Origin of the sequence: Pseudomonas lurida (assembly GCF_002563895.1) — a bacterium.
GTDB lineage: Bacteria > Pseudomonadota > Gammaproteobacteria > Pseudomonadales > Pseudomonadaceae > Aquipseudomonas > Aquipseudomonas lurida.
This window is the reverse complement of the sequence record NZ_PDJB01000001.1, coordinates 4553951-4577355: the sequence shown is the minus strand read 5'-3', so window position 1 is coordinate 4577355 and position 23405 is coordinate 4553951. Positions and strand designations below refer to the sequence as shown.

Below are 23405 nucleotides of genomic sequence, written 5' to 3'. Positions count from 1 at the left end.
TAAATTTGTCGTTCGGGAATCTTCCATGCGTCTGTGTAAATTCTTCTTTGTAGGCTGCTTGTCGTTGGTCAGCCTGGCGAGTCATGCCGAAACACTCAATGGCCTTTATCAAGTACTCGAACCCGTCAGCAGCCAATCGCCGCAAGAGCGAGACCAGGCCACACAGCGTGCCGTGCAGACCCTGGTGATCCGCCTGACCGGCGACGCCAAGGCTGCCGATGGCCCAGGCCTGGCGGCCGTTCGCAAAGACCCGCAACAAATCATCAGCCAATATGGCTACGACGCCGGTCCGCCGGAAAGCCTGCAAGTGGATTTCGACCCAGTAAGCACTGATCGCGCCCTGCGTGATGCCGGCCTGTCGATCTGGGGCAGCAACCGGCCATCGATTCTCGGCTGGTGGCTGAACGACTCTACCGAAGGCAGCAGCCTGGTGGGCGATGGCCAGACCGTGGCCCAGGCGCTGCGCCGTGCGGCGCAGCACCGTGGCTTGCCGTTGCGTCTACCGTTGGGCGATCTGGATGAGCAGGTGGTCGCCACCGCGCCTAACCTGGAAAGTGCCGACGCCACGCCGCTGCGCGCGGCTTCCGAGCGTTACGGCGCCGACGCGTTGCTGGCCGTGCATGCGCGGCAGGAAGGCAGTCAATGGCAAGCCAAGTGGCGTCTGTGGTTGGGCGACAAGAGCGAGCAGGGCGCGGCCCAGGGAGCCGACACCGGCGCCGTGGCCGATGCGGTGATGCTGGCGGTCAGCCAAAAACTGGCACCGCGCTTTGCGGTCAAGCCTGGGGTAAGCACCGAACAATTGCTGGAAGTGCAGGGAATGACCCTGGAGCGCTATGCCGCGCTGGGTCATCTGCTCGAGCCTTTTGGCGCTCAGCCCCAGCTCGTGGATGGCAGTCGCATCGTGTATCGCGTCAACGGCAGTGCTGACCAGGTGCGCACGCAGTTGAGCCTGGCCAAGCTGCAGGAAATTCCTGCGGGTGAGGCGCCGGTACAGCAACCGGTGACAGAGGGTGCCCAGCCGGCGGCTGCACCAGAACCTCAGGCGCAACTGCGTTTTCGTTGGTAGAAGTTTTCTTCTTTATATAGATGGAGTGGTTTATGGCGGATACGCGTCGTTGGGTGTGGCTTGGCGGGATTGTCCTGCTGTGCGTTTTTGTATTCTTGCTGCATTCGATCCTGACGCCGTTCCTGGTCGCGCTGCTGCTGGCCTACCTGTTCGATCCGGTGGTGGATCGCCTGGAGAAAGCCGGGCTGTCGCGTACCTGGGGGGTGGTGGCGGTGTTCGCACTGTTTACCCTGATCATCACGGCGTTGGTGCTGGTGCTGGTGCCGATGCTGGCCAAGCAGCTGTTCCGGCTCTATGAGCTGGCGCCGCAGATGCTCGACTGGTTGCAGCACACGGCGATGCCATGGGCCCAGGCCAAGCTGGGGTTGGCGGATGGTTTCTGGAAGTTCGACAAGGTCAAGGCAGCGATCAGCGAGCACATGGGGCAGACCACCGATATCGTCGGCGTTGTGCTAAGCCAGGCCACTGCGTCCAGCCTGGCGCTGATCGGTTGGCTGACCAATCTGGTGCTGATCCCGGTAGTCGCGTTCTACCTGCTGCGCGACTGGGACCTCATGATGGCCAAGATCCGCAGCCTGCTGCCGCGTGACCGTGAGGAGCGCATTGTCTCGCTGGCCGAAGAATGCCATGAAGTGCTCGGTGCCTTCGTGCGTGGCCAATTGCTGGTGATGTTGGCCCTGGGGATCATCTATGCGGCTGGCCTGATGGCTATCGGCCTGGAACTGGGCCTGTTGATCGGCCTGATCGCCGGCCTCGCTGCGATCGTGCCGTACATGGGCTTTGTGATTGGTATCGGCGCGGCGTTGGTGGCGGGGCTGTTCCAGTTTGGCGGCGACCTGTATCCGATGCTCGGCATCGTTGCGGTCTTCATGGTCGGCCAGGCCCTGGAAGGCATGGTGCTGACGCCGCTGCTGGTCGGCGATCGGATTGGCCTGCACCCGGTGGCGGTGATCTTTGCGATCCTGGCGGGCGGTGAGCTGTTCGGCTTTACCGGTATCCTGCTGGCGCTGCCGGTGGCGGCGGTGATCATGGTGCTGGTGCGCCATGTGCACGACCTGTACAAGGATTCGGATGTGTATACGGGGGTTGAAGACCCCGACTTGTAATGGCTTCGTCATAAACCCGGCTCAGGCCGGGTTTGTTGTTTCAGGGGCGGCGGTGTCAAACAATTTGCGTAAATCCAACAAGTTAACGCAAACCTTTGATTTTGCTTGGGGTCTGTTGCATTGTGCGCCCGGCGTCACGGGTATAAACTTTGCAAACTTTACATAGAGGCCACTAACGGTTCGTTTGGAGCCGTTCAGTCAGCATGAAACCGATTCAGCTGCCCTTGGGTGTGCGTCTGCGTGATGACGCCACCTTTATCAACTACTACCCAGGCGCCAATGCCGCTGCACTCGGCTATGTCGAGCGGCTCTGCGAAGCCGACGCCGGGTGGACCGAAAGCCTGATCTATCTGTGGGGCAAGCACGGCGTAGGGCGTACCCACCTGTTGCAGGCCGCGTGCCTGCGTTTCGAGCAAATGGGCGAACCGGCGGTTTACCTGCCCCTGGCGGAGTTGATGGACCGCGGCATCGGTATCTTCGACCATCTTGAGCAATACGAGCTGGTGTGCCTGGACGATCTTCAAGCGATCGCCGGCAAGGCGGATTGGGAGGAGGCGCTGTTTCATCTGTTCAACCGCCTGCGTGACAGCGGTCGGCGGCTGTTGATTGCCGCGTCGACCTCGCCACGCGAGCTGCCGATCAAGTTGGCCGACCTCAAGTCGCGGCTGACCCTGGCGCTGATCTTCCAGATGCGCCCGCTCTCCGACGAAGACAAATTGCGTGCCTTGCAATTGCGCGCCTCGCGGCGCGGCCTGCACCTGACCGACGAGGTGGGGCACTTTATTCTCACCCGTGGCACGCGCAGCATGAGCGCGTTGTTCGACTTGCTCGAACAGCTCGATCAGGCGTCTTTGCAGGCCCAGCGCAAGCTGACCATCCCTTTCCTGAAAGAAACCCTCGGCTGGTAGCCGGGCCTTTATTTTCGCGGGTTCCGGCAAATTCCAGGCGCCAGAAAACCTGCGTTTTGACCGGTTTGGCCACGCAAAAGGCAGGTAAAGGGTGTTAAGGGCTTAGATGTCATCGTCCAAACAAGAAGTCACATAGATCACGATTGAATTTGCAAATCGATGTGATAGTGGGCATAGTCTCGACTTCTTTACATATCAGCCACGGTCGTGCCCATGCTAAATCGCTTCGCACCCCTCGTGCCTCTCGCACTCGTTACCCTGTTGTTTGGTTGCGCCTCCCACCCTCAACAGGTGGCAGAACAGCAAAAACCACAGGTTCAAAACCAGGCAAAATTCGTTGCTGCACAGTCTGCTTCTGTTTACGAAGAAGAAGTGGCAACCGAAAAGGAACTGGCCAATTTCTCCGGCAACAAGCCTTATCAGCTTCCAGTTCTGGCCGACAGCATCCTCGAACGCGGCATGTCCCTGATCGGTACCCGTTACCGTTTCGGCGGTACCTCTGAAGCCGGTTTCGACTGCAGTGGCTTCATCGGCTACCTGTTTCGTGAAGAAGCTGGCATGAACCTGCCACGCTCCACTCGCGAAATGATCAACGTGAATGCACCGTTGGTCGCGCGCAACAACCTCAAGCCTGGTGATCTGCTTTTCTTCAGTACAGCTGGCCGTGGTCGAGTGAGCCATGCCGGTATCTACCTGGGCGACAACCAGTTTATCCACTCCAGCAGCCGTCGCAGTGGCGGTGTTCGAGTCGACAACCTGGGTGACAGTTACTGGAGCAAAACCTTCATCGAAGCCAAGCGCGCACTCGCCATGGCCCCGACTACGGTTACCGCTAGCAAGTAAACTTAAAGTGATACTTGAAGTTTGACGTGTAAGCGCTAGAATCCCTGGACATTGTTGTAATCCGTTCGCGCGAGCTTTGCTTGCGCGTTCTGGTTTTCAGCGTTCGGCAGCGAAAGCCGCATCCAGACCAGGATTGTTCTGCACATGTCGACCTCGGCCCGCCTGATTCTCATTGTTTGCGCCGCGCTGCTCAGCGCCTGCGCAAACCGTCCACCGCCGCCCGCTCCCGTAGCGGTCAAACCCAAGCCGGTGTTCAACTATTCCACGCAAAACTTCTCGCCTGCGGCCGAAGATGTGCTCTTTCGCGCACTGGGCCTGGTCGGCACGCCTTACCGTTGGGGCGGCAACACCCCGGATTCCGGGTTTGATTGCAGCGGCTTGATCGGTTTTGTCTTCCGCGATGCGGCCGGGATCTCCCTGCCGCGTACCACCCGCGAGCTGATCGTGATGCGCGCACAAGATGTCAGCGAGCAGAACCTGCAGACTGGCGACCTGCTGTTCTTCGCCACCGGTGGCGGTTCCCAGGTGAGCCACGCCGGGATCTATGTAGGCGAAGGCCGCTTTGTGCATGCGCCGCAAACCGGCGGTACGGTGAAGCTGGATACCCTGTCCAAGGCGTATTGGCAGAATGCTTACCTGAGCGCCAAGCGCGTGTTGCCAGCAAACCTGGCGCGCAATCCCTGAGTTGACGTCGCTCTACAGGGGAGAGCGGGCTTGCCCGCTCCCCCCTTGTTGTGTGGCGTTCTTGAGATGAGTTATTTAGCTGCCCAAACGCGCCACACCTTATTCCCCACATCATCCGCCACCAGCAAATCCCCCTGCTGATCAATCACCACGCCCACCGGCCGGCCCATGGCTTTCTCATCCTTGTCGAGGAACCCGGTCAGCACATCCACCGGCTGCCCTTTGGGTTGCCCGCCCTCGAACGGCACGAAGATCACCTTGTAGCCACTGTGTGGCTTGCGATTCCACGAACCATGCTGGCCGATGAACGCGCCGTTGCTGAACTGCGCCGGGAGTTTGCTGCCCTCGGCGAACGTCAGCCCCAGAGACGCCGTGTGCGGGCCCACGGCGTAGTCCGGCGCAATCGCCTTGGCCACCAGGTCCAGATTCTGCGGTGTCACGCGCACATCGATGTGCTGCCCGTAATAGCTGAACGGCCAGCCGTAGAAGGCGCCATCCTTGACTGAAGTGATGTAGTCCGGCACCAGGTCGCTGCCGATCTCGTCACGCTCATTGACGGCAGTCCACAGCTGGCCGCTCTGGGGCTCCCAGGCCATGCCGTTCGGGTTGCGCAGGCCGGAGGCAAAGATGCGATGCTCGCCGCTGGCGCGATCCACTTCCCAGATCGCTGCCCGACCCTGTTCGGCTTCAAGCCCGTTTTCCCCGACATTGCTGTTGGAGCCGACGCTCACATACAGCTTGCTACCGTCCTTGCTGGCCACCACGTTCTTGGTCCAGTGGTGGTTGATGCTGCCGCCTGGTAGGTCGACAACTTTGGTGCCTGCTTGCTTGATCGTGGTTTCGCCCGGTTGATAGGGGAAGCGCAGCAGCTTGTCCGAGTCGGCCACGTACAGGTCGTTGCCGACCAGTGTCATGCCAAACGGCGAATTGAGGTTCTCCAGGAAAACCGTGCGGGTTTCCGCGACGCCGTCGTGATCGGCGTCACGCAGCAGTGTGATGCGATTCGGGCTCGGCACCCCTGCACCGGCGCGGCCCATGACTTTTTCCATGACCCAGCCACGAATGCCCTTGGCGTCATCCGGCTTGGGTGGTGCGTTGGTTTCCGCCACCAGCACGTCGCCATTGGGCAGTACGTACAGCCAACGCGGGTGGTCCAGGCCCTCAGCGAACGCCGCCACCTGGGTGCCAGCGGCAGCCGTTGGTTTCGCGCCCTCGGGCCAGCCGATGGCCGGTGCGATGTTGACGGTGGGGATCAGGGTTTTGTTCGGTTCCGGCAACTTGGGCGAAGGCCCGGTGCCGTCGGAGACCTGAAGCGTGGAGCTTTCACCGCAGGCGGCGAGGGTGCCGGCGACCATGATGAGTAGGGCGAGTCTGGTTTTATGCATGGTGTTCTCCTTGATACCTGTAACGGTAGAGGAGGGCGGCGGTGCGATGGTTCAAGTGTAAGGTCAGCTTTAATTGACGCTCCACCCCCAACCCACTAACCTTCGCCGCTTGTTACAGGTGCTCTGTGACCCATGGGTCGACGGAGTGAAACAGGGAAGCCGGTGAGTGAGCGCACTTGTACACAGTGTTGCCGCGATTCCGGCGCTGCCCCCGCAACGGTAAATGAGACAAGACGCTGCTTTTTGCCACTGTATCGCCCGCGATATGGGAAGGCGCCGCGTCGGCCAGCACCTGCTCTCTCTACACAGCAGGCGCACCACTCATGAGCCCGGAGACCGGCCTGAAACATCCAACAGCATCACGGTGGGCGATGCTTGGCTGTCTGTTTTTCTTTTTTCCTGCCCGCCGTTTTTGTCCAGCCCCAACGGAGAGCTGCCATGACCGATTCCCCCGACCGCGACGAACGCCACCTGGCACGCATGCTGCGCAAAAAAGCCGTGATCGACGAGCGCATCGCCAATTCCCCCAACGAATGCGGTTTGTTGCTGGTATTGACCGGCAACGGCAAGGGCAAAAGCAGTTCCGCGTTCGGCATGCTGGCCCGGGCCATGGGCCACGGCATGCAGTGCGGTGTGGTGCAGTTCATCAAGGGGCGTAACAGCACCGGTGAAGAATTGTTCTTCCGCCGCTTCCCTGAGCAAGTGCGCTTCCACGTGATGGGCGAAGGCTTCACCTGGGAAACCCAGGACCGCCAGCGCGATATCGCTGCCGCCGAGGCCGCCTGGGCGGTGTCCCGCGAGTTGCTGCAAGACCCGGCCGTCGGCCTGGTGGTGCTGGACGAACTGAACATCGCGCTCAAGCACGGTTACCTCGACCTCGACCAAGTCCTCAGCGACCTGCAAGCCCGCCCTCCGATGCAGCACGTGGTGGTCACCGGCCGTGGCGCCAAGCCAGAGTTGATCGAAATGGGTGACACGGTCACCGAAATGGGCATGCTCAAGCACGCGTTCCAGGCCGGTATCAAGGCACAGAAGGGCGTCGAACTTTGAATCAGCCCCGTCATTGCCCTGCTGTCCTGATCGCCGCACCGGCATCCGGCCAGGGCAAAACCACTGTCACCGCGGCGCTGGCCCGCTTGCACCGCAACCTGGGGCGCAAGGTGCGCGTGTTCAAATGCGGTCCGGACTTCCTTGACCCGATGATCCACGAGCGCGCCAGCGGTGCGCCGGTGTATCAATTGGACATGTGGATGGTGGGTGAGCAGGAAAGTCGCCGCTTGCTGTGGGAAGCGGCGCAGGACGCCGACCTGATCCTGATCGAAGGCGTCATGGGCCTGTTCGATGGCACGCCGTCCAGCGCCGACCTGGCGCGACACTTTGGCGTGCCGGTGCTGGGCGTGATCGACGGCACGGCCATGGCGCAGACATTTGGCGCGTTGGCCTTGGGCCTGGCGCGTTATCAGCCGGATCTGCCGTTCGCCGGTGTACTGGCTAACCGTGTCGGCACCCTGCGCCATGCGCAATTGCTCGAAGGTAGCCTCACCGAAGGCCTGCGCTGGTACGGTGCGTTGTCCCGCGAGACCGGTATCGAGTTGCCCAGCCGCCACCTCGGCCTGGTGCAGGCGAGCGAACTCAATGACCTCGACGTGCGCCTGGACGCTGCTGCCCAGGCGTTGGGCAGCAGTTGCGAAGTGGCCTTGCCGCCGCCCGTGACCTTTGCCGCACCGCAAGTGATCGAGGCTGAGCCCTTGCTCAAAGGCGTGCGCATCGCCGTGGCGCGTGACGAAGCCTTCGCCTTTACCTACGGCGCCAGCCTCGACCTGCTGCGTGCGATGGGGGCCGAGTTGAGTTTCTTCTCGCCGATCCATGATCGCCAATTGCCTGACGCCGACAGCCTCTACCTGCCCGGCGGTTACCCGGAATTGCACCATCAGGCGCTGTCGGAAAACACTTCGATGCTCGACGCCATTCGTGCTCACCACGCGGCCGGCAAACCCTTGCTCGCCGAGTGCGGCGGCATGCTCTACCTGCTCGACTCGCTGACCGACGTCGACGGCACCCGCGCCGAACTGGTCGGCCTGCTGCAGGGCGATGCCGTGATGCAAAAGAAACTCGCGGCGCTGGCCCTGCAAAGTGTCGACCTGCCTGAAGGCACGCTGCGTGGCCACACCTATCATCATTCCCTGACCAGCACCGAGTGGCAGCCGATTGCCCGTGGCCTGAGCCCCAATGGCGGGCGCGGTGCCGAGGCGGTGTATCGGCAGGGGCGGATGACCGCGTCCTACGTGCATTTTTATTTCCCGTCGAATCCGGCTGCGGTAGCGGCCTTGTTTGCGCCGAGCCTTGAGACCGTTATCGCCGACAAGCCGGCGCCCACATCGACAGTGTTCACCAATCAACCTGTGGGAGCGGGCTCGCCCGCGAAGAGGCCATGACCGATAACGCCTTTCCCGAGGCCGATCGCCAGGCCGTCTACCGCGCTATCGCCGAACGCCGCGACATGCGCCACTTCAGCGGCGGCACTGTCGCTCCCGAATTGCTGCAACGGCTGCTCCAGGCTGCGCACCAGGCGCCGAGTGTCGGCCTGATGCAGCCGTGGCGTTTTATTCGTATCAGCGACCGCACCTTGCGTAGCCAGATTCAACAGGTGGTGGAAGAAGAGCGCGTACGCACCGCCGAGGCCCTCGGCGAGCGCTCCGACGAATTCATGAAGCTCAAGGTCGAAGGCATTCATGACTGTGCCGAAGTGCTGGTCGCGGCGTTGATGGATGATCGCGAGCGGCACATCTTCGGTCGGCGTACCTTGCCGGAAATGGACATGGCGTCGTTATCCTGCGCGATCCAGAACCTGTGGCTGGCAGCTCGCGTCGAAGGCCTGGGCATGGGCTGGGTCTCGCTGTTCGAGCCCCAGGCGCTGGCCGATCTGCTGGGTTTGCCGCCGGGCGCGAAACCCCTGGCCGTCCTGTGCCTTGGGCCGGTGACCGAGTTTTACCCGGCACCGATGTTGCAACTCGAAGGCTGGACCGAGCCTCGGCCATTGAGTGACATGGTGTATGAGAATGCGTGGGGAGTGAGTCAATGAGTGTGGCCTTGTTGTGTGTCGCTGCCGTGGCGCTGGATGCGCTGCTGGGCGAACCGAGGCGCTGGCATCCGCTGGTGGCGTTCGGCAATTTCGCCGGGCGCATCGAGCGACGTTTCAACTCCGGGGGGCGCGGCTGGCGCAGCCATGGCGTGACGGCGTGGTTTATCGCCGTGGTGCCGCTGACCCTGCTGGCCACGGCGTTGTCGTGGGCGCCGTATATCGGTTGGGTCCTGGAGATCCTGGCGTTGTATTGCGCCCTCGGCATGCGCAGCCTCGGCGAGCATGTGATGCCGGTGGCCCAGGCCCTGCGCAGCGACGACCTGGAGCAAGCGCGCAAGCGCGTGAGCTACCTGGTCAGCCGCCAGACCAGTGAGCTGGACCGCACCGAAGTCGCCCGCGCCGCCACCGAATCGGTGCTGGAGAACGGCAGCGATGCAGTGTTCGCCGCAATTTTCTGGTTTGTGGTCGCCGGCGTACCGGGCGTGGTGCTTTACCGCCTGAGCAACACCCTCGACGCCATGTGGGGCTACCGCAACGAACGCTTCGAACGTTTCGGCTGGGCAGCGGCAAAAATCGACGATGTGCTGAACTACATTCCTGCGCGCCTGGTGGCCTTGACCTACGCGGTGCTGGGCAAGACGCGCCTGGCGCTCAAATGCTGGCGCACCCAGGGCCCGACCTGGGACAGCCCCAACGCCGGTCCGGTGATGGCCGCCGGTGCAGGTGCCCTGGGCGTGGCGTTGGGCGGTGCGGCGATCTACCACGGTGAGGTGCACCAGCGCCCGCAACTGGGCGAAGGTCCGGCGGCAGATGCCGATGCCATCGACCGGGGCTGGCAACTGGTGCAGCGCGGCGTATGGTTGTGGCTGCTGATCCTATGTGCAGGGGCGCAATTCTATGCTTGAACACGGTGGCCGGCTGCGCAAGGCAGCGATTCAGTACGGGATAGCCGAGGCCGACTGGCTTGATCTCTCCAGCGGCCTTGCGCCCTGGCCCTGGCCGATCCCCGAGATACCCCTGCGCGCCTGGGCACGCCTGCCCGAAACCGACGACGGCCTGGAGCAGGCCGCCAGCGAGTATTACGGCGCTGCGCATCTATTGCCGGTGCCGGGCTCCCAGGCGGCGATCCAGTTGCTGCCACGCCTGCGCCGCTCCGGCAAGGTCGGCGTGCTGTCGCCTTGCTATGCCGAACACGCTGAAGCCTGGCGCCGCGCCGGTTACGTGGTGCGCGAAGTGCAGGAGCAGGAAGTCGATTTCTTCCTTGATGGCCTCGACGTGTTGGTGGTGGTCAACCCCAATAACCCCACCGGCTTGACCCTCACCCCGCAACGCTTGTTGGACTGGCACTCGCGGCTGGCCCAGCGCGGCGGCTGGCTGGTGGTGGATGAAGCGTTCATGGACGTGACCCCGCAACTGAGCCTGGCGGGCCAGGCGCATCAGGTCGGCCTGATTGTGTTGCGCTCGTTCGGTAAATTCTTCGGCCTAGCCGGCGTGCGACTGGGCTTCGTGTTGGCCGAGCGCAAGCTGCTCAAGTTACTGGCCGAGCAGGTCGGCCCTTGGGCCGTCAGCGGGCCGACGCGGGTGTTGGGCCAAGTGTGTTTGCGCGACACGGCCGGGCAGGTGCAGCAACGCGTGCGATGCATCGAGGCCGGCCAGCGCTTGTTCGCCTTGCTGGAGCGCCACGGCTTTCAACCCCAGGGCGGCTGTGCCTTGTTCCAATGGCTGATCACGCCCCACGCCGAACGCATGCACGAATTCATGGCCCAGCGCGGCATCCTGCTGCGCCTGTTTGTCCACGACAGCAGCCTGCGCTTTGGCCTGCCCGATACCGAGGCCGACTGGCTGCGCCTCGACGAGGCCCTGATCGCCTACAAGGAAGCGACATGAGTACGCTGATGGTGCAAGGCACCACCTCTGACGCCGGCAAAAGTACGCTGGTGACGGCGCTGTGCCGCTGGCTGGTACGCCAGGGCGTCGCAGTGGCGCCATTCAAGCCACAGAACATGGCGCTCAATAGCGCGGTGACGGCCGAAGGCGGCGAGATCGGCCGCGCCCAGGCGGTGCAGGCCCAGGCCGCCAACCTGGCGCCGCACACCGACATGAACCCGGTATTGCTCAAGCCCAACAGCGACACGGGTTCGCAAGTGATCATCCATGGCCGCGCCGTGACCAGCATGAACGCGGTGGCCTACCACGACTACAAAGCCATTGCGATGCAGGCGGTGCTGGCTTCTCACGCTCGATTGAGCCACGCCTACCCGGTGGTGATGGTCGAAGGCGCGGGCTCGCCGGCGGAGATCAACCTGCGCGCCAATGACATCGCCAACATGGGCTTTGCCGAGGCGGTCGACTGCCCGGTGCTGCTGATCGCCGATATCAATCGCGGCGGCGTGTTTGCCCACCTGGTCGGCACCCTGGAATTGCTGTCGCCCACGGAACAGGTGCGGGTCAAAGGGTTCATCATCAACCGCTTTCGCGGTGACATCGCGTTGTTGCAACCGGGCCTGGACTGGCTGGAAGCGCGCACCGGTAAACCGGTGGTGGGCGTTCTGCCCTACGTGATGGACCTGCACCTGGAAGCCGAAGATGGCATCGACCAGCGCCAGATCGACAAGGCGGCGCAGGTGCTCAAGGTGGTGGTGCCGGTGTTGCCGCGCATCAGCAACCACACGGATTTCGATCCACTGCGCCTGCATCCTCAAGTGGACCTGCAGTTTGTCGGCCCGGGCCAGCCCATTCCGGCCTCCGACCTGATCATCCTCCCAGGCTCGAAAAGCGTGCGCAGCGACCTGGCCTACCTGCGCGCCAACGGCTGGGAAACCGCTGTGGCGCGGCACTTGCGCTATGGCGGCAAGGTGCTGGGTATTTGTGGCGGCTTGCAGATGCTCGGCGAGCAGGTGCACGACCCGCTAGGCCTGGAGGGGCCTGCCGGCACCAGCGATGGCCTTGGGCTGCTGTCGTTCAGCACCACGCTGGAACAAGAGAAACAACTGCGCAATGTGCGCGGGCGGTTGTTGCTGGAGGATGCGCAAGTCAGCGGTTATGAGATCCATGCGGGCGTGACGACCGGCGAGGCCTTGTCGAATGCGGCGGTGTTGCTCGATGACGGTCGCAGCGATGGCGCCCAGAGTGACGACGGGCAGATCCTCGGCACTTACCTGCACGGGCTGTTCGAAAGCCCGGCTGCCTGCAGCGCCTTGCTGCGCTGGGCTGGGTTGCAGGACGTGCAGGAGGTTGACTACCACGCCTTGCGCGAGCGCGATATCGAGCGCCTGGCTGACCTGGTGGAGAATCATTTGGATACTGAGTTGTTGCGCAATCTATGTGGGATTTAAGGGTGCGCACGCGTCCCTCCTGTGAGGACTGGCTTGCCTGCGATTTAACTGACGCACCACGCTCAAAATGTGGGAGCGGGCTTGCCCGCGAAGGCGGCCTGACGGTCAACCCATTTCAGCCCACCCGAGGTGCCATCCCATGCTTCAACTGATCCTCGGCGGCGCCCGCTCCGGCAAAAGCCGCCTGGCCGAAAAGCTCGCCAGCGACAGTGCCTTGCCTGTCACTTACATCGCCACCAGCCAGCCATTGGATGGCGAGATGAACGAGCGCGTCGCCCTGCACCGCCAGCGTCGTCCGGACCATTGGGGCCTGATCGAGGAGCCGATTGAACTGGCGCGTGTGTTGCGGGAAAACGCAGCCGCCGGGCAGTGCCTGCTGGTGGACTGCCTGACCTTGTGGCTGACTAATCTGCTGATGCTCGAAGACGCCGGGCGCCTGGCATTCGAGCGCGATCAACTGCTGGAAACCCTGGCCTCGCTGCCGGGTGAACTCATTTTTGTCAGCAACGAGACCGGTCTGGGTGTCGTGCCGCTGGGCGAATTGACTCGCCGCTATGTGGATGAAGCCGGTTGGCTGCATCAAGCCTTGGCCGAGCGGTGTCAGCGTGTTGTCCTGACCGTCGCCGGCCTGCCCCTGACTTTGAAAGGTACTGCGTTATGACTGACACCTGGTGGCTCAACCCTTGTAAGGCGATCGACGCGCAGGCATACGAACACGCTCTGGCACGCCAGCAGCAACTGACCAAGCCGGCCGGCTCTCTGGGCCAACTGGAAGCGCTGGCAGTGCAATTGGCTGGCTTGCAGGGCCAGGTCAAGCCATCGGTGGATCGGCTGTGGATCGCCATCTTCGCTGGCGATCATGGCGTGGTTGCAGAAGGAGTGTCGGCATATCCCCAGGCAGTCACTGGGCAGATGCTGCAAAACTTCGTCAGCGGTGGCGCGGCCATCAGCGTATTGGCGCGGCAACTGGATGCGCAGTTGGACGTGGTCGACCTAGGGACAGTAACGCCGTCCCTGGAGCTGCCCGGTGTGCGTCACCTGAATATCGGCACGGGCACCGCTAACTTCGTCCACGGTCCGGCGATGACCGAGGCCCAGGGACAGCTCGCCCTGCAAGCCGGTCGTGACAGTGCACGGCGTGCGTTGGCAAACGGAACGCAACTGTTTATCGGTGGCGAGATGGGCATCGGCAACACCACCGCTGCCAGTGCGTTGGCGTGTGCCTTGCTTGATTGCCAGGTCAGCGACCTCACGGGGCCGGGCACCGGGTTGAACGCCCAGGGCGTCAGCCACAAGGTGGCGGTGATCGAACGCGCACTGGCGTTGCATGCCGGCCAGCACGGTGATGCATTGCAGACGTTGTTCAATCTTGGCGGCTTTGAGATTGCCGCGCTGGTGGGTGCGTATCTGGCCTGTGCCCAGGAAGGCATCGTGGTGCTGGTGGATGGGTTTATCTGTACCGTCGCGGCGCTGGTCGCGACGCGCTTGAACCCGGCGTGCCGCGAGTGGCTGGTGTTCGGCCATGGCGGTGCCGAACCGGGTCATCGCCATGTGCTGCAGAGCCTCGACGCCAAGCCACTGCTGGAACTTGGCTTGCGCCTGGGTGAGGGCAGCGGTGCTGCGTTGGCGGTGCCGTTATTGCGCCTGGCCTGTGCGTTGCACGGGCAAATGGCGACCTTCGCCGAAGCCGCCGTGGCGGACCGCCCGGCATGATTTTGCACCTGGACCTGCTGCGCCACGGCGAAACCGAACGGGGTGGCGGCCTGCGCGGTAGCCTCGACGACGCCCTCACCGCCAAGGGGTGGGCACAGATGCGCGACGCGGTGGTGACGCAGGGGCCGTGGGACCGTTTGGTCAGTTCGCCACTGCAGCGTTGCGCGCGGTTTGCCGACGAATTGGGTGCTCGGCTCAACCTGCCAGTGACGCTCGAGAAGGACCTGCAAGAGCTGCACTTCGGCGCCTGGGAAGGACAGAGTGCGGCAGCCTTGATGGAGACCGACGCCGAGGGGCTGGGGTTATTCTGGGCTGACCCCTACAGCTTTACGCCACCGGACGGCGAGCCCGTCAGCGCTTTTTCCGATCGGGTGCTGGGTGCAGTCGCACGCTTGCACCAGGCCTACGCTGGTGAGCGTGTGTTGCTGATCAGTCATGGCGGTGTGATGCGGCTGCTGCTGGCGCAGGCGCGCGACTTGCCCAGGGAGCAGCTGTTAAATGTCGAAGTCGGTCACGGTGGGTTATTCAACCTGCAGGTGTGCGCTGACGGCGCGCTGAAGGAAGTGGGGTAGACATGCTGCCGTTCTGGATCGCCCTGCAATTTCTCAGCAGCCTGCCGATTCGCCTGCCGGGCATGCCGCAGCCCCAGGAGCTGGGACGCTCATTGTTATTTTATCCGCTCGTGGGCGTGTTGTTCGGCGTGCTGTTGTGGGCACTGAACACCGCGTTGATGGGCGCGCCGTTGTTGCTGCACGCGGCGCTGTTGCTGACAGCCTGGGTGTTGCTCAGTGGTGGCCTGCACCTGGACGGCCTGGCAGACAGCGCCGATGCCTGGCTGGGTGGCTTCGGCGATCGCGAGCGTACGCTCACGATCATGAAAGACCCTCGCAGCGGGCCCATTGCCGTGGTCACCCTTGGGCTGGTGTTGCTTGTCAAATTCACCGCGTTGGTGGCTTTGATCGAGCAACATAACGGCGCGGCATTGATCCTGGCACCGTTGATCGGCCGCGCATCGATGCTGGCGTTGTTTCTCACCACGCGCTATGTGCGTGCCGGTGGATTGGGCCAGGCATTGTCGGATCATTTACCGAGAATCGTCGGTCAACAGGTGCTGATCCTCAGCGGTCTTGCGTGCATCCTGATCGGTGGCTTCAGCGGTGGGGTTGCCGTGCTGCTTGCGGCTATCTGCTTTGTGGCGTTGCGCCAACTGATGGTCAACCGCCTGGGCGGTACCACGGGCGACACTGCAGGGGCCTTGCTGGAGCTGTTGGAAGTCGCGGTGTTGGTCGGCCTGGCCCTGTAACACTTTCTTGCATTTCCTCAATCGCGGGTATATACACCTACCATGCTTGCCTCCCAATGTTTGTGTACCAACCTGCGACGTGCCGCCCGTGGCGTCAGCCGGCATTACGACGGCGCCCTTGATGGCTTCGGGATTAACGTTGCCCAGTATTCTTTGCTGTGCAACCTGCAGCGACTCGACCAGCCAAGCATTTCCAGCTTGGCCGAAGCCATGGGCCTGGATCGCAGCACCCTGGGGCGCAACCTGCGGGTGCTGGAAGGCGAGGGCCTGGTGCAGTTGGTAGAGGGCGACGATTTGCGTAACCGCCTGGTGAAGTTGACCGAGGACGGTGAGGCACGACTCGCCGCCGCGTTGCCCGCCTGGGAGGCGGCGCAGCAGAAATTGATCGATCAACTCGGCGCGGAAAAACGCGAAACCTTGTTGGCCTTGCTGGACGAACTCGCCTGAACGCGGGTTGGTTCGACTATAAGCGGGTATATACCCGCGAGCGGAGAATAAGAAATGACCTCGATGTGGCGCACCAGTGGCTGGATTCTTGTGGGGAGTGCGCTGATCCTGGCGTTGTCGTTGGGCGTGCGACACGGTTTCGGCCTGTTCCTTGCGCCGATGAGCAGCGAGTTCGGCTGGGGTCGTGAGACCTTCGCCTTTGCGATCGCCTTGCAGAACCTGATCTGGGGGCTGGCGCAGCCGTTTACCGGTGCCCTGGCCGACCGTTTCGGTGCCACCAAAGCTGTGTTTGTCGGCGGTGTCCTCTACGCCGTGGGCCTGGTGTTGATGGGGATGTCCGATTCAGCGTGGTCGTTGTCCCTCAGTGCTGGCTTGCTGATTGGTATCGGTCTGTCTGGCACGTCGTTCTCGGTGATTCTCGGTGTGGTCGGCCGGGCCGTGGCTCCGGAAAAACGCAGCATGGCGATGGGCATTGCAAGCGCTGCTGGTTCGTTTGGACAGTTTGCAATGGTGCCGGGCACCTTGGGCCTGATCAGTTGGCTCGGCTGGTCTGCAGCACTGCTGGCACTGGGCCTGATGGTGGCCCTGATCCTGCCACTGGTCGCGATGCTCAAGGATAAGCCGCTGCCGGTGCTCGCCGGCCAGCAAACCCTGCGTGAAGCCTTGAAGGAAGCGTGCTCCCATTCCGGTTTCTGGCTGTTGGCCTTTGGCTTTTTCGTCTGCGGTTTCCAGGTGGTGTTCATCGGCGTGCACTTGCCGGCGTACCTGGTGGACCAGCATTTGCCGGCCACCGTCGGCACCACGGTATTGGCGCTGATTGGCCTGTTCAATATCTTCGGCACCTATACCGCCGGCTGGCTGGGTGGGCGCATGTCCAAGCCCCGTTTGCTGACAGGCTTGTACCTGCTGCGCGCGGTGGTGATCGTGCTGTTTCTGTGGGCACCGGTCACCGAGGTCACCGCCTACTTGTTTGGCATGGCCATGGGCTTCCTGTGGCTGTCCACCGTACCGCTGACCAACGGCACCGTCGCGACGTTGTTTGGTGTGCGAAACCTCTCCATGCTCGGTGGGATCGTGTTCCTGTTCCATCAGCTCGGCTCGTTCCTGGGTGGCTGGTTGGGTGGGGTGGTCTATGATCGAACCGGCAACTACGATTTGATCTGGCAGGTGGCAATTCTATTGAGCCTGCTCGCGGCGGCGCTGAACTGGCCGGTGCGTGAGCGGCCGGTGGCGCGATTGCAGGCGCAGATGGAGGCAGCATGAGCATAGCGGTACGCGGTGTGATACTCGTTGCCGGGGGCGTCCTGGTGCTGTTGGCCTGGTGGGGCTGGCAACACGGCGGGCTGGCGTTGATGCAACTGGGTATGTCGATCTGTTAAGTTGATTGTCTGGATATCGTCAAGGACACACGACATGCACATGCGCTGGCTCGCTGTACCCGTCCTGATGGCCATTGGCAGTGCCGCCCTGGCCGCCAGTTGCCCGCCGCTGCTAGAAGGCCAATTGCCCAAGCTGCGCGCCAAGGAATCCATCGACCTGTGCCAGCGCTTTGCTGGTAAACCGCTGGTGATCGTCAATACCGCCAGTTTCTGCGGGTTCGCTCCGCAATTCAAAGGCCTCGAAGCCTTGTATCAACGCTACAAGGGCGAAGGGCTGGAAGTAATCGGCGTGCCGTCCGATGACTTCAAGCAGGAAGCCAAGACGGGTGAAGAGACCGCCAAGGTCTGCTACGTGAATTATGGCGTGACCTTCACCATGACCGAGCCGCAAAAGGTCAAGGGGCCGGATGCGGTGCATCTGTTCAAGATGCTGGCGCAGCAGACCGACGCGCCGCCGAAGTGGAATTTCTACAAGTACGTGGTGGATCGGCAGGGCAAGGTGATTGCCAATTTTTCCAGCCTGACCAAGCCGGACAGTCCGGACCTGATCAAGGCCGTGGAGGAGGCGATAGCGTCCAAGCCTTGATAGTGAGCCATTAAAAAGCCCCGCCTCCTTTGCAGGAGAGCGGGGCTTTTTTATACGGTTTTACTCAGAACTTGTAGGTCAAGCCCAGGCCGAAACCGTTGGCGCTGTTTTCGTACTTGGCATTGTACGTCTGACGCAGGGCGTTGGTGCGCTGCACTTTGACGTCTTCTTCCTTGAGGTAAGAGTAAGCCAGGTCGATGGTCATGTTATCCATGACCGCGTAGCCCAGGCCCACGCTGAAGATCGTACGGTCGCCTGTCGGGATGCGCGGTGAGCGATCGGTATTGTTGGTGGGCGACTGGTCGAAGGTCAGGCCGGTACGCAGTACAACCTGCTTGGTCAGCTGGTACGAAGTACCAACGGCATATGCCCAGGTATCGTGCCAGTTCTGGTCTTCTTTGATGGTGCCGACCAGGGCCGGGGCAACGCCGCCGCCGCTGACAGCGGTTACGCCTTCGTTGTTGACGGTGATGTCTTTCAGTCGGCTCCAGCGGGTCCAGGTGGCACCTGCATACAGTTTCCATGCATCGTTCATGTCCTGAGTGACCGACAGATCCCAAGACTCAGGGGTATCGATTTTCAGCGAAGCATCGTAACGGTTTCCGCGCAAGGCAATGCCTGGAACACCCGTGCCCGGGGTCACTTCAGTATGGCCTTCGAGCTTGTACTTCACTTTCGAGTGATAGGTCAGGCCCACGCGAGTGGTGTCGGTGGCTTGAACCAGAACACCGAAGTTAAAGCCCAGGGCGGTGTCGTCACCCTTGATCTTGATGTTATTCGGGCCGCTGCCTGGAACCTGAGGCAACGAAACATCTGACTCCAGTACACCAGAGATCCGGTTGATGGTCGGGCCGAAACCGATGGAGACTTTGTCGTTGAAAGCGTAGCTGACAGTCGGCTGGAAGGTCATGACCTTCACTTCGCTCTTGCTGCCGAAGCCACGGCCTTGGAAACCACTTTCGTAGTCTGTTACCAAGCCGAACGGAGCATAGACGCCGAAGCCGACAGCCCACTGGTCGTTGAGTTTGTTGGTGTAGAAGCCGAATGGAACGGCTGTGAAGGGCACCATGTCACCTTTGTTGCTACCGGTGGTGTTGGTATTGCCGCTGACATTGCTGATATCGGTCGAAGCATCAATGGCCGCAACACCGCCCGTGATTTGTTGGCCACTCAGGCGAGCCATACCGGCAGGGTTACCGTAAACAGTGCTTGCATCATCGGCAGAAGAAGAGCGACCTGCGAAACCCGTCCCCATTCCGCTGACGCTCTGTTCGTTCAATGCGAAACCGCTTGCAAACAGGTGGGAAGAGGCCATGGCAACGGCGAGGCTAAGTGTGGTCTTGAGCATTACTTTTTTCATTATTAGAACTCCGTGGTGATCACCGCTGCGGAAAGTAACAATAATTTTAAGATCGCGCTATAGGCTGTAATGCAGGAGATAGAGCGGTTTTGTAGGACAATCCGACCAAAATTTAGAGTTTTTAACGAATCTTGCAAATTGCCCGGTCAGCAAACCACCTGATTCATGGGTGAAACACAGGTTTGCCAGGCTTGAGTGAAATCGCGCAGCCGTCCTTGTGGGTGAAAAATTTCTTTCCAGATACGTGCCATTGCCAAGACATCGCCGGCCGGTGGCAGTGCGGGAGTGTGTTGTTCGACCAAAAGCCAGGCGATTGCCGTGGCGTAACGCAGGTTGACTGTGAGTTCCAGCTGCGGCGCACTGAGGAAGGCATGCTGGCTGGCCAGCCCGCGTACCAGGCTGGCGCGGTCGGGGTCCAGCGCCAGGTAGTTATCCCACAGGGCCCGATGGCGCGGTTCAGTGATGCTGTACAGGCCGTGCCCGCGCCGGTCGTGCAAGGCGGAACCGAGTTCCGACTGGCTGGCGGCAATGCCCAGCAGCAGGGATTCAGCCGTCGGGTTATGGCGGCCGAGGTACATTAAGGTCGGCCGGATCACATAACGACACAATTCGCTGGCAGCGATACCCATACAAGCCTCAATCCGTGAAAGTGGTCGGCGAGGCCTGAGAAGGGGGGGCTTGGCAGCAGTGGATCGGATCTCAGGCTCGCCGGAAGCGGATCATGCCGCTTGAGTTGAAGTGTAGTGTCATATTTATGATGTAAAGGACTGTTTTTAAAACATCTTTCTCATTTAGTTATAATGTTTATATCTATTTGAACTTAATGCAAAGCGTCAATGCACGAATCGCAGGCAATAAAAAACCCTGCTTTTTAAACAGGGTTTTTCGTGTTTCAGCGACTCGGGTCGGTCAGGCAGTCAGTGCCTGACGGGTACGCTCGATCACGGCCTGCAGCGGTTCTGCGCTGGAGTATTGATCGGGGTACAGGCGTTCGCTGTGACGGGCGATGCCGTGTTCGTTGACCAGGGTGAAGCTGAAGCAGCCTTTGCGAGCGGCCATGATCAGGCAATTCATTGGAGCAAAAGCGTTGGTAAGGGTGCGAATGGCATCCTGAGTATGGATTTGAGCGTGCATATTATTGGTGTTCCTACAAATGACACGGATTAAGAACCGTGCAACGTTAAAACGTTCCAGTAACGTTGATCACCATTGATCAAACGAAGAACCCGACTGGAACAAAGCAGCCAGTTTGAAGCGCTATTAAGTTAGGCGCGCTTGGGCTGGCAGGTAGGTACTTAGGAGGGCAGGCAACACAACAGGGGCAAAGGTTCTGGGCCCAGGGTGAAGATCCTGATCAATCGGCAGGTTGGTTCGGTCAGCGTATGGATACTTCGCGGCACCCTTTGATTGTTCAAAGGCCGTGTCGTCGCAAGTGATACCTGGAAACCATCGAGGTGGTCGATCCCTTGTTGTTCAGGGGAGTTATTCGACCAGAATTGACTTTCAGCTTGGTACTAACGCTGCGGATAGTAACGGATTGAAGCAGGTATTGGAAGTGTGCTAGCCAAAAAACTTCAGTCAGCCGCCCAACAGGCCCCGATAGACCAGCACCGTGGTTGCCGCTGCCAGCGAGCAACCCAGCCCGTAGGCGGCAAGGGTCAAGCGCAGGGACTGGCCGGTCTCGACCACCTTCATCACATCGCCCATGTCATTGATCCGGCCTTCGCCCAACTCAATGCACAAGCTGACGGCAGTAAATGCCGCCGACAGCAGGATGGCGATGGCGAACAGTGCGCCGTCAGGGGATGGCAGTGCCGCGTTGATCCCCAGTGAAATAGCGCAGATAGCCAGTAGCAACACGGCGAATAGCAGAATTCCTTTCATCGACCCTCCCTCTGTTGCGCTGCAGGTTGGGGAGTGTGGCGAGCCGGGAAAGATTTGAAAAGTCCCAGGTTTGCCCTGGCGGTAACATTTTTGCAGCGAGTTGCTTCAAAAAAAGCTGGCGATATAACCATCGGATGGGTACTTGTACACATGAGTTGTCAGGTGTGTAACCACGCTGTCACCTGCGCCGCAGGGGCGCCATTAGCCTGCAATGGAAATTTAAGTCAATGAAAAATCTGGCTTTTTTTTATTGGTGAAAAAATCGTCAGTTTGACTGCGGCCCCCATTCCATGGGCCTTTGCGCGAGTTAAAGGGGGGTTGTCCACTGAGTTATCCACAGCTTCTGTGGATTGTCCCGAGCGCTTGCTCTAGAACGGGCGTGCCGAGTTTTTTCAGCTTTACCTGTACGAAAAAAAGAGTAGAGTGGCGCGCCTTCCGTTCTGTCCCACAGTGCTTTATGAAGTTTCGCTCAGTATCACCATCTGTTACCGATGCCCCTCACACTGTTACCGCCCCAAAGCGCTTTTCCTTGAAAGTTGCCTTGTGGTTGCTCGACAGTCCGCGCCTGGGCCACAACACCAACGTCAAACACTTCGCCGGACGTTTGCTCAAGCAGCCGGCCCGTGAAGGTGTGGTCGCTGCACAAAGCCGACTGGGCCAACTGATGTGCCGTGAGTGCGGGAATGCCCGTGACCGTCGCATCGGTCACGACCTCCTGCGCCTCGCGGCTCGCGCCGGTGACCGCCGTGCCCAGCGTGAACTGGGCCAGGTCGAAGACTGAGCTGTCCTCAGGCCCTGTGCTCCGCTAACCTTGGTTTTTTTCGGTGATGGCAGACATGTCTATGGCTTTTGACTGGACCAGTATCGCCTTGGGCCTCGCTAGCGCTGCCGTGCCTTTATTGGCCGTGTGCTGGCAGCTTCAGCGACGACTGGCCGCGCGCATGACCGGCTGGGAACTGCTCGAAGAGCGTCTGGCCACTGCGCAACTGGCTCAAGAAGGCCTCGCCGCGCAGCTAGATGCCAGTCGTGATGAAATCAGCGACCTGAGCCAGGCCAATGCTGCCAAGCAGGCTGACCTGGCCGCGGTGCGCCGGGAAGTCGAATTGCTGCAGATCGACCGCGACAATGCCCGCGACGCCGCCCACGCCTGGAACCTCGACCGCAGCGCCAAGGAGACCGAACTACGCCGCCTCGACGCGTTGGCCGCGGCCTTGCGCGCCGAACTGCGCGAGCAGCAGGACAGCCACCAGCAGCGTCTTGCCGACCTGCAAGGCTCGCGGGATGAATTGCGCGCGCAGTTCGCCGAGCTGGCCGGCAAGATCTTCGACGAGCGCGAACAACGCTTCGCCGAAACCAGCCAGGAACGCCTGGGCCAGTTGCTCGACCCGTTGAAGGAACGCATCCAGTCCTTCGAAAAACGCGTCGAAGAGAGCTACCAGAACGAGGCGCGCGAGCGTTTTTCGCTGGCCAAGGAGCTTGAACGCCTGCAACAACTGAACCTGCGGCTGTCAGACGAGGCCACTAACCTCACGCGTGCACTCAAGGGCCAGAAAACCCAAGGCAACTGGGGCGAACTGATCCTCGAACGGGTGCTCGAGCATGCGGGCCTGGAGAAGGGACGCGAGTATCAGACCCAGGTCAGCCTCAAGGGGCCGGACGGCGAGCGTTTCCAGCCGGACGTGCTGATCATGTTGCCCGGTGACAAGCAGGTGGTGGTGGATTCCAAGGTCAGCCTCACCGCTTATCAACAATACGTGGCCGCCGATGACGACGTGATCGGCCAGGCGGCGTTGAAGCAACACGTGCTGTCGCTGCGCAATCACGTCAAAGGCTTGGCCAGCAAGGACTACAAGCGCCTGGAGGGGCTGCACAGCCTGGATTTCGTGTTGCTGTTCGTGCCTATCGAGGCCGCGTTTTCCGCCGCGTTGCAGGCTGAACCGAACCTGTTCCAGGAGGCGTTCGACCGTCATATCGTCATCGTCAGCCCAACCACGTTGCTGGCCACCCTGCGGGTGATCGACAGCCTGTGGAAGCAGGAGCGCCAGAGCCAGAACGCCCGGGAAATCGCCGAGCGTGCGGGGTGGCTGTACGACAAGTTCGTGCTGTTTATCCAGGACCTGGATGAAGTGGGCAACCGTTTGCAACAGTTGGATAAGGCTTACAGCGCAGCGCGAAACAAACTGACAGACGGACGCGGGAATTTGGTCAGCCGTACCGAGCAACTGAGGCTACTCGGGGCGCGGGCCAGCAAGAGTCTTCCCGCTGATCTGCTGGAGCGGGCGATGACCGACTCCGATGGTGTAGCGCACCTGCCCGAATAAAAC

At 61.2% G+C, this 23405-nt stretch carries 25 protein-coding genes and 1 riboswitch; of the genes, 20 read left to right on the top strand and 5 right to left on the bottom strand.

What is annotated here, in order from left to right; translation table 11 throughout:
* Window positions 1-25: 25 nt before the first annotated feature.
* The 5 genes from ATH90_RS20690 to ATH90_RS20670 all read left to right on the top strand — a co-directional run bounded on the left by ATH90_RS20690 (window position 26) and on the right by ATH90_RS20670 (window position 4607).
* Window positions 26-1066 carry a DUF2066 domain-containing protein gene (locus ATH90_RS20690; protein ID WP_098467178.1) on the top strand — a complete coding sequence of 347 codons (1041 nt, stop codon included), beginning with the start codon at window positions 26-28 and terminating at the stop codon, window positions 1064-1066.
* Window positions 1067-1098: 32 nt separating this feature from the next.
* Window positions 1099-2172: an AI-2E family transporter gene (locus ATH90_RS20685; protein WP_010208663.1), complete on the top strand. Its 1074-nt coding sequence runs from the start codon at window positions 1099-1101 to the stop codon at window positions 2170-2172.
* Between the two features lie 203 nt (window positions 2173-2375).
* Window positions 2376-3080, top strand: a complete 705-nt coding sequence (hda, locus tag ATH90_RS20680; RefSeq protein ID WP_025855817.1) for a DnaA regulatory inactivator Hda — start codon at window positions 2376-2378, stop codon at window positions 3078-3080.
* 213 nt (window positions 3081-3293) lie between these two features.
* Window positions 3294-3923 (top strand): C40 family peptidase, encoded by a 630-nt coding sequence (locus ATH90_RS20675; protein ID WP_034108043.1) that lies wholly within the window; start codon window positions 3294-3296, stop codon window positions 3921-3923.
* 144 nt (window positions 3924-4067) lie between these two features.
* Entirely contained in the window at window positions 4068-4607 is a 540-nt protein-coding gene (locus tag ATH90_RS20670) for a C40 family peptidase (RefSeq protein ID WP_034108041.1), read from the top strand.
* Between the two features lie 71 nt (window positions 4608-4678).
* Here ATH90_RS20670 and ATH90_RS20665 read toward each other — a convergent pair whose 3' ends face one another.
* Window positions 4679-5992, bottom strand: a complete 1314-nt coding sequence (locus ATH90_RS20665; RefSeq protein ID WP_098467177.1) for a PQQ-dependent sugar dehydrogenase — start codon at window positions 5990-5992, stop codon at window positions 4679-4681.
* Between the two features lie 99 nt (window positions 5993-6091).
* Window positions 6092-6351, top strand: a riboswitch (cobalamin riboswitch).
* 79 nt (window positions 6352-6430) lie between these two features.
* Between ATH90_RS20665 and cobO the strand changes: the two genes are divergently transcribed.
* From cobO to ATH90_RS20600, 13 genes are all read left to right on the top strand, one after another.
* Window positions 6431-7042: a cob(I)yrinic acid a,c-diamide adenosyltransferase gene (gene cobO / locus ATH90_RS20660; protein WP_034108037.1), complete on the top strand. Its 612-nt coding sequence runs from the start codon at window positions 6431-6433 to the stop codon at window positions 7040-7042.
* Entirely contained in the window at window positions 7039-8427 is a 1389-nt protein-coding gene (locus ATH90_RS20655) for a cobyrinic acid a,c-diamide synthase CobB (protein WP_098467176.1), read from the top strand. Before cobO ends, ATH90_RS20655 begins: the two co-directional genes overlap by 4 nt.
* A complete protein-coding gene (gene bluB, locus ATH90_RS20650) occupies window positions 8424-9074 on the top strand; it encodes a 5,6-dimethylbenzimidazole synthase (protein ID WP_034108033.1) in 651 nt (216 codons plus the stop codon). The genes ATH90_RS20655 and bluB overlap by 4 nt, the downstream gene beginning before the upstream one ends.
* Entirely contained in the window at window positions 9071-9979 is a 909-nt protein-coding gene (gene cbiB / locus ATH90_RS20645; RefSeq protein ID WP_034108031.1) for an adenosylcobinamide-phosphate synthase CbiB, read from the top strand. Before bluB ends, cbiB begins: the two co-directional genes overlap by 4 nt.
* Window positions 9972-10961, top strand: a complete 990-nt coding sequence (gene cobD, locus ATH90_RS20640; RefSeq protein WP_034108029.1) for a threonine-phosphate decarboxylase CobD — start codon at window positions 9972-9974, stop codon at window positions 10959-10961. The genes cbiB and cobD overlap by 8 nt, the downstream gene beginning before the upstream one ends.
* Entirely contained in the window at window positions 10958-12409 is a 1452-nt protein-coding gene (locus ATH90_RS20635; RefSeq protein ID WP_098467175.1) for a cobyric acid synthase, read from the top strand. The genes cobD and ATH90_RS20635 overlap by 4 nt, the downstream gene beginning before the upstream one ends.
* 139 nt (window positions 12410-12548) lie before the next feature.
* Window positions 12549-13070, top strand: a complete 522-nt coding sequence (gene cobU / locus ATH90_RS20630) for a bifunctional adenosylcobinamide kinase/adenosylcobinamide-phosphate guanylyltransferase (RefSeq protein WP_034108025.1) — start codon at window positions 12549-12551, stop codon at window positions 13068-13070.
* Window positions 13067-14122, top strand: a complete 1056-nt coding sequence (gene cobT / locus ATH90_RS20625) for a nicotinate-nucleotide--dimethylbenzimidazole phosphoribosyltransferase (protein WP_098467174.1) — start codon at window positions 13067-13069, stop codon at window positions 14120-14122. The genes cobU and cobT overlap by 4 nt, the downstream gene beginning before the upstream one ends.
* Entirely contained in the window at window positions 14119-14694 is a 576-nt protein-coding gene (gene cobC, locus ATH90_RS20620; protein WP_098467173.1) for an alpha-ribazole phosphatase family protein, read from the top strand. The genes cobT and cobC overlap by 4 nt, the downstream gene beginning before the upstream one ends.
* A 2-nt stretch (window positions 14695-14696) precedes the next feature.
* Entirely contained in the window at window positions 14697-15425 is a 729-nt protein-coding gene (locus ATH90_RS20615) for an adenosylcobinamide-GDP ribazoletransferase (protein WP_034108020.1), read from the top strand.
* A gap of 42 nt (window positions 15426-15467) precedes the next feature.
* On the top strand, window positions 15468-15872 hold the full coding sequence (locus tag ATH90_RS20610; RefSeq protein WP_034108018.1) for a MarR family winged helix-turn-helix transcriptional regulator: 405 nt from the start codon (window positions 15468-15470) through the stop codon (window positions 15870-15872).
* A 63-nt stretch (window positions 15873-15935) separates the two neighbouring features.
* Window positions 15936-17135, top strand: coding sequence for an MFS transporter (locus tag ATH90_RS20605; protein WP_164403608.1), 1200 nt, complete (start codon window positions 15936-15938; stop codon window positions 17133-17135).
* A gap of 150 nt (window positions 17136-17285) precedes the next feature.
* Window positions 17286-17837 (top strand): glutathione peroxidase, encoded by a 552-nt coding sequence (locus ATH90_RS20600; RefSeq protein ID WP_098467172.1) that lies wholly within the window; start codon window positions 17286-17288, stop codon window positions 17835-17837.
* Window positions 17838-17901: 64 nt separating this feature from the next.
* On the opposite strand, the gene ATH90_RS20595 is transcribed toward ATH90_RS20600, so the two are convergent.
* The 4 genes from ATH90_RS20595 to ATH90_RS20575 all read right to left on the bottom strand — a co-directional run bounded on the left by ATH90_RS20595 (window position 17902) and on the right by ATH90_RS20575 (window position 21081).
* Window positions 17902-19197 (bottom strand): OmpP1/FadL family transporter, encoded by a 1296-nt coding sequence (locus ATH90_RS20595; RefSeq protein WP_034108013.1) that lies wholly within the window; start codon window positions 19195-19197, stop codon window positions 17902-17904.
* A gap of 146 nt (window positions 19198-19343) precedes the next feature.
* Entirely contained in the window at window positions 19344-19826 is a 483-nt protein-coding gene (locus ATH90_RS20590) for a hypothetical protein (RefSeq protein WP_034108010.1), read from the bottom strand.
* A gap of 280 nt (window positions 19827-20106) precedes the next feature.
* Window positions 20107-20331, bottom strand: a complete 225-nt coding sequence (locus tag ATH90_RS20585; protein ID WP_034108008.1) for a hypothetical protein — start codon at window positions 20329-20331, stop codon at window positions 20107-20109.
* 444 nt (window positions 20332-20775) lie between these two features.
* The gene (locus ATH90_RS20575) at window positions 20776-21081 is read right to left on the bottom strand and encodes a hypothetical protein (RefSeq protein WP_034108006.1); all 306 of its coding nucleotides are present in this window, start codon (window positions 21079-21081) and stop codon (window positions 20776-20778) included.
* Window positions 21082-21538: 457 nt separating this feature from the next.
* On the opposite strand from ATH90_RS20575, the gene ATH90_RS20570 reads away from it, so the two are divergent.
* Both ATH90_RS20570 and ATH90_RS20565 read left to right on the top strand, forming a co-directional pair.
* Window positions 21539-21862 carry an SEL1-like repeat protein gene (locus ATH90_RS20570; RefSeq protein ID WP_034108004.1) on the top strand — a complete coding sequence of 108 codons (324 nt, stop codon included), beginning with the start codon at window positions 21539-21541 and terminating at the stop codon, window positions 21860-21862.
* Window positions 21863-22037: 175 nt separating this feature from the next.
* The gene (locus tag ATH90_RS20565; protein WP_167356507.1) at window positions 22038-23402 is read left to right on the top strand and encodes a DNA recombination protein RmuC; all 1365 of its coding nucleotides are present in this window, start codon (window positions 22038-22040) and stop codon (window positions 23400-23402) included.
* The last annotated feature ends 3 nt before the right edge of the window (window positions 23403-23405 follow it).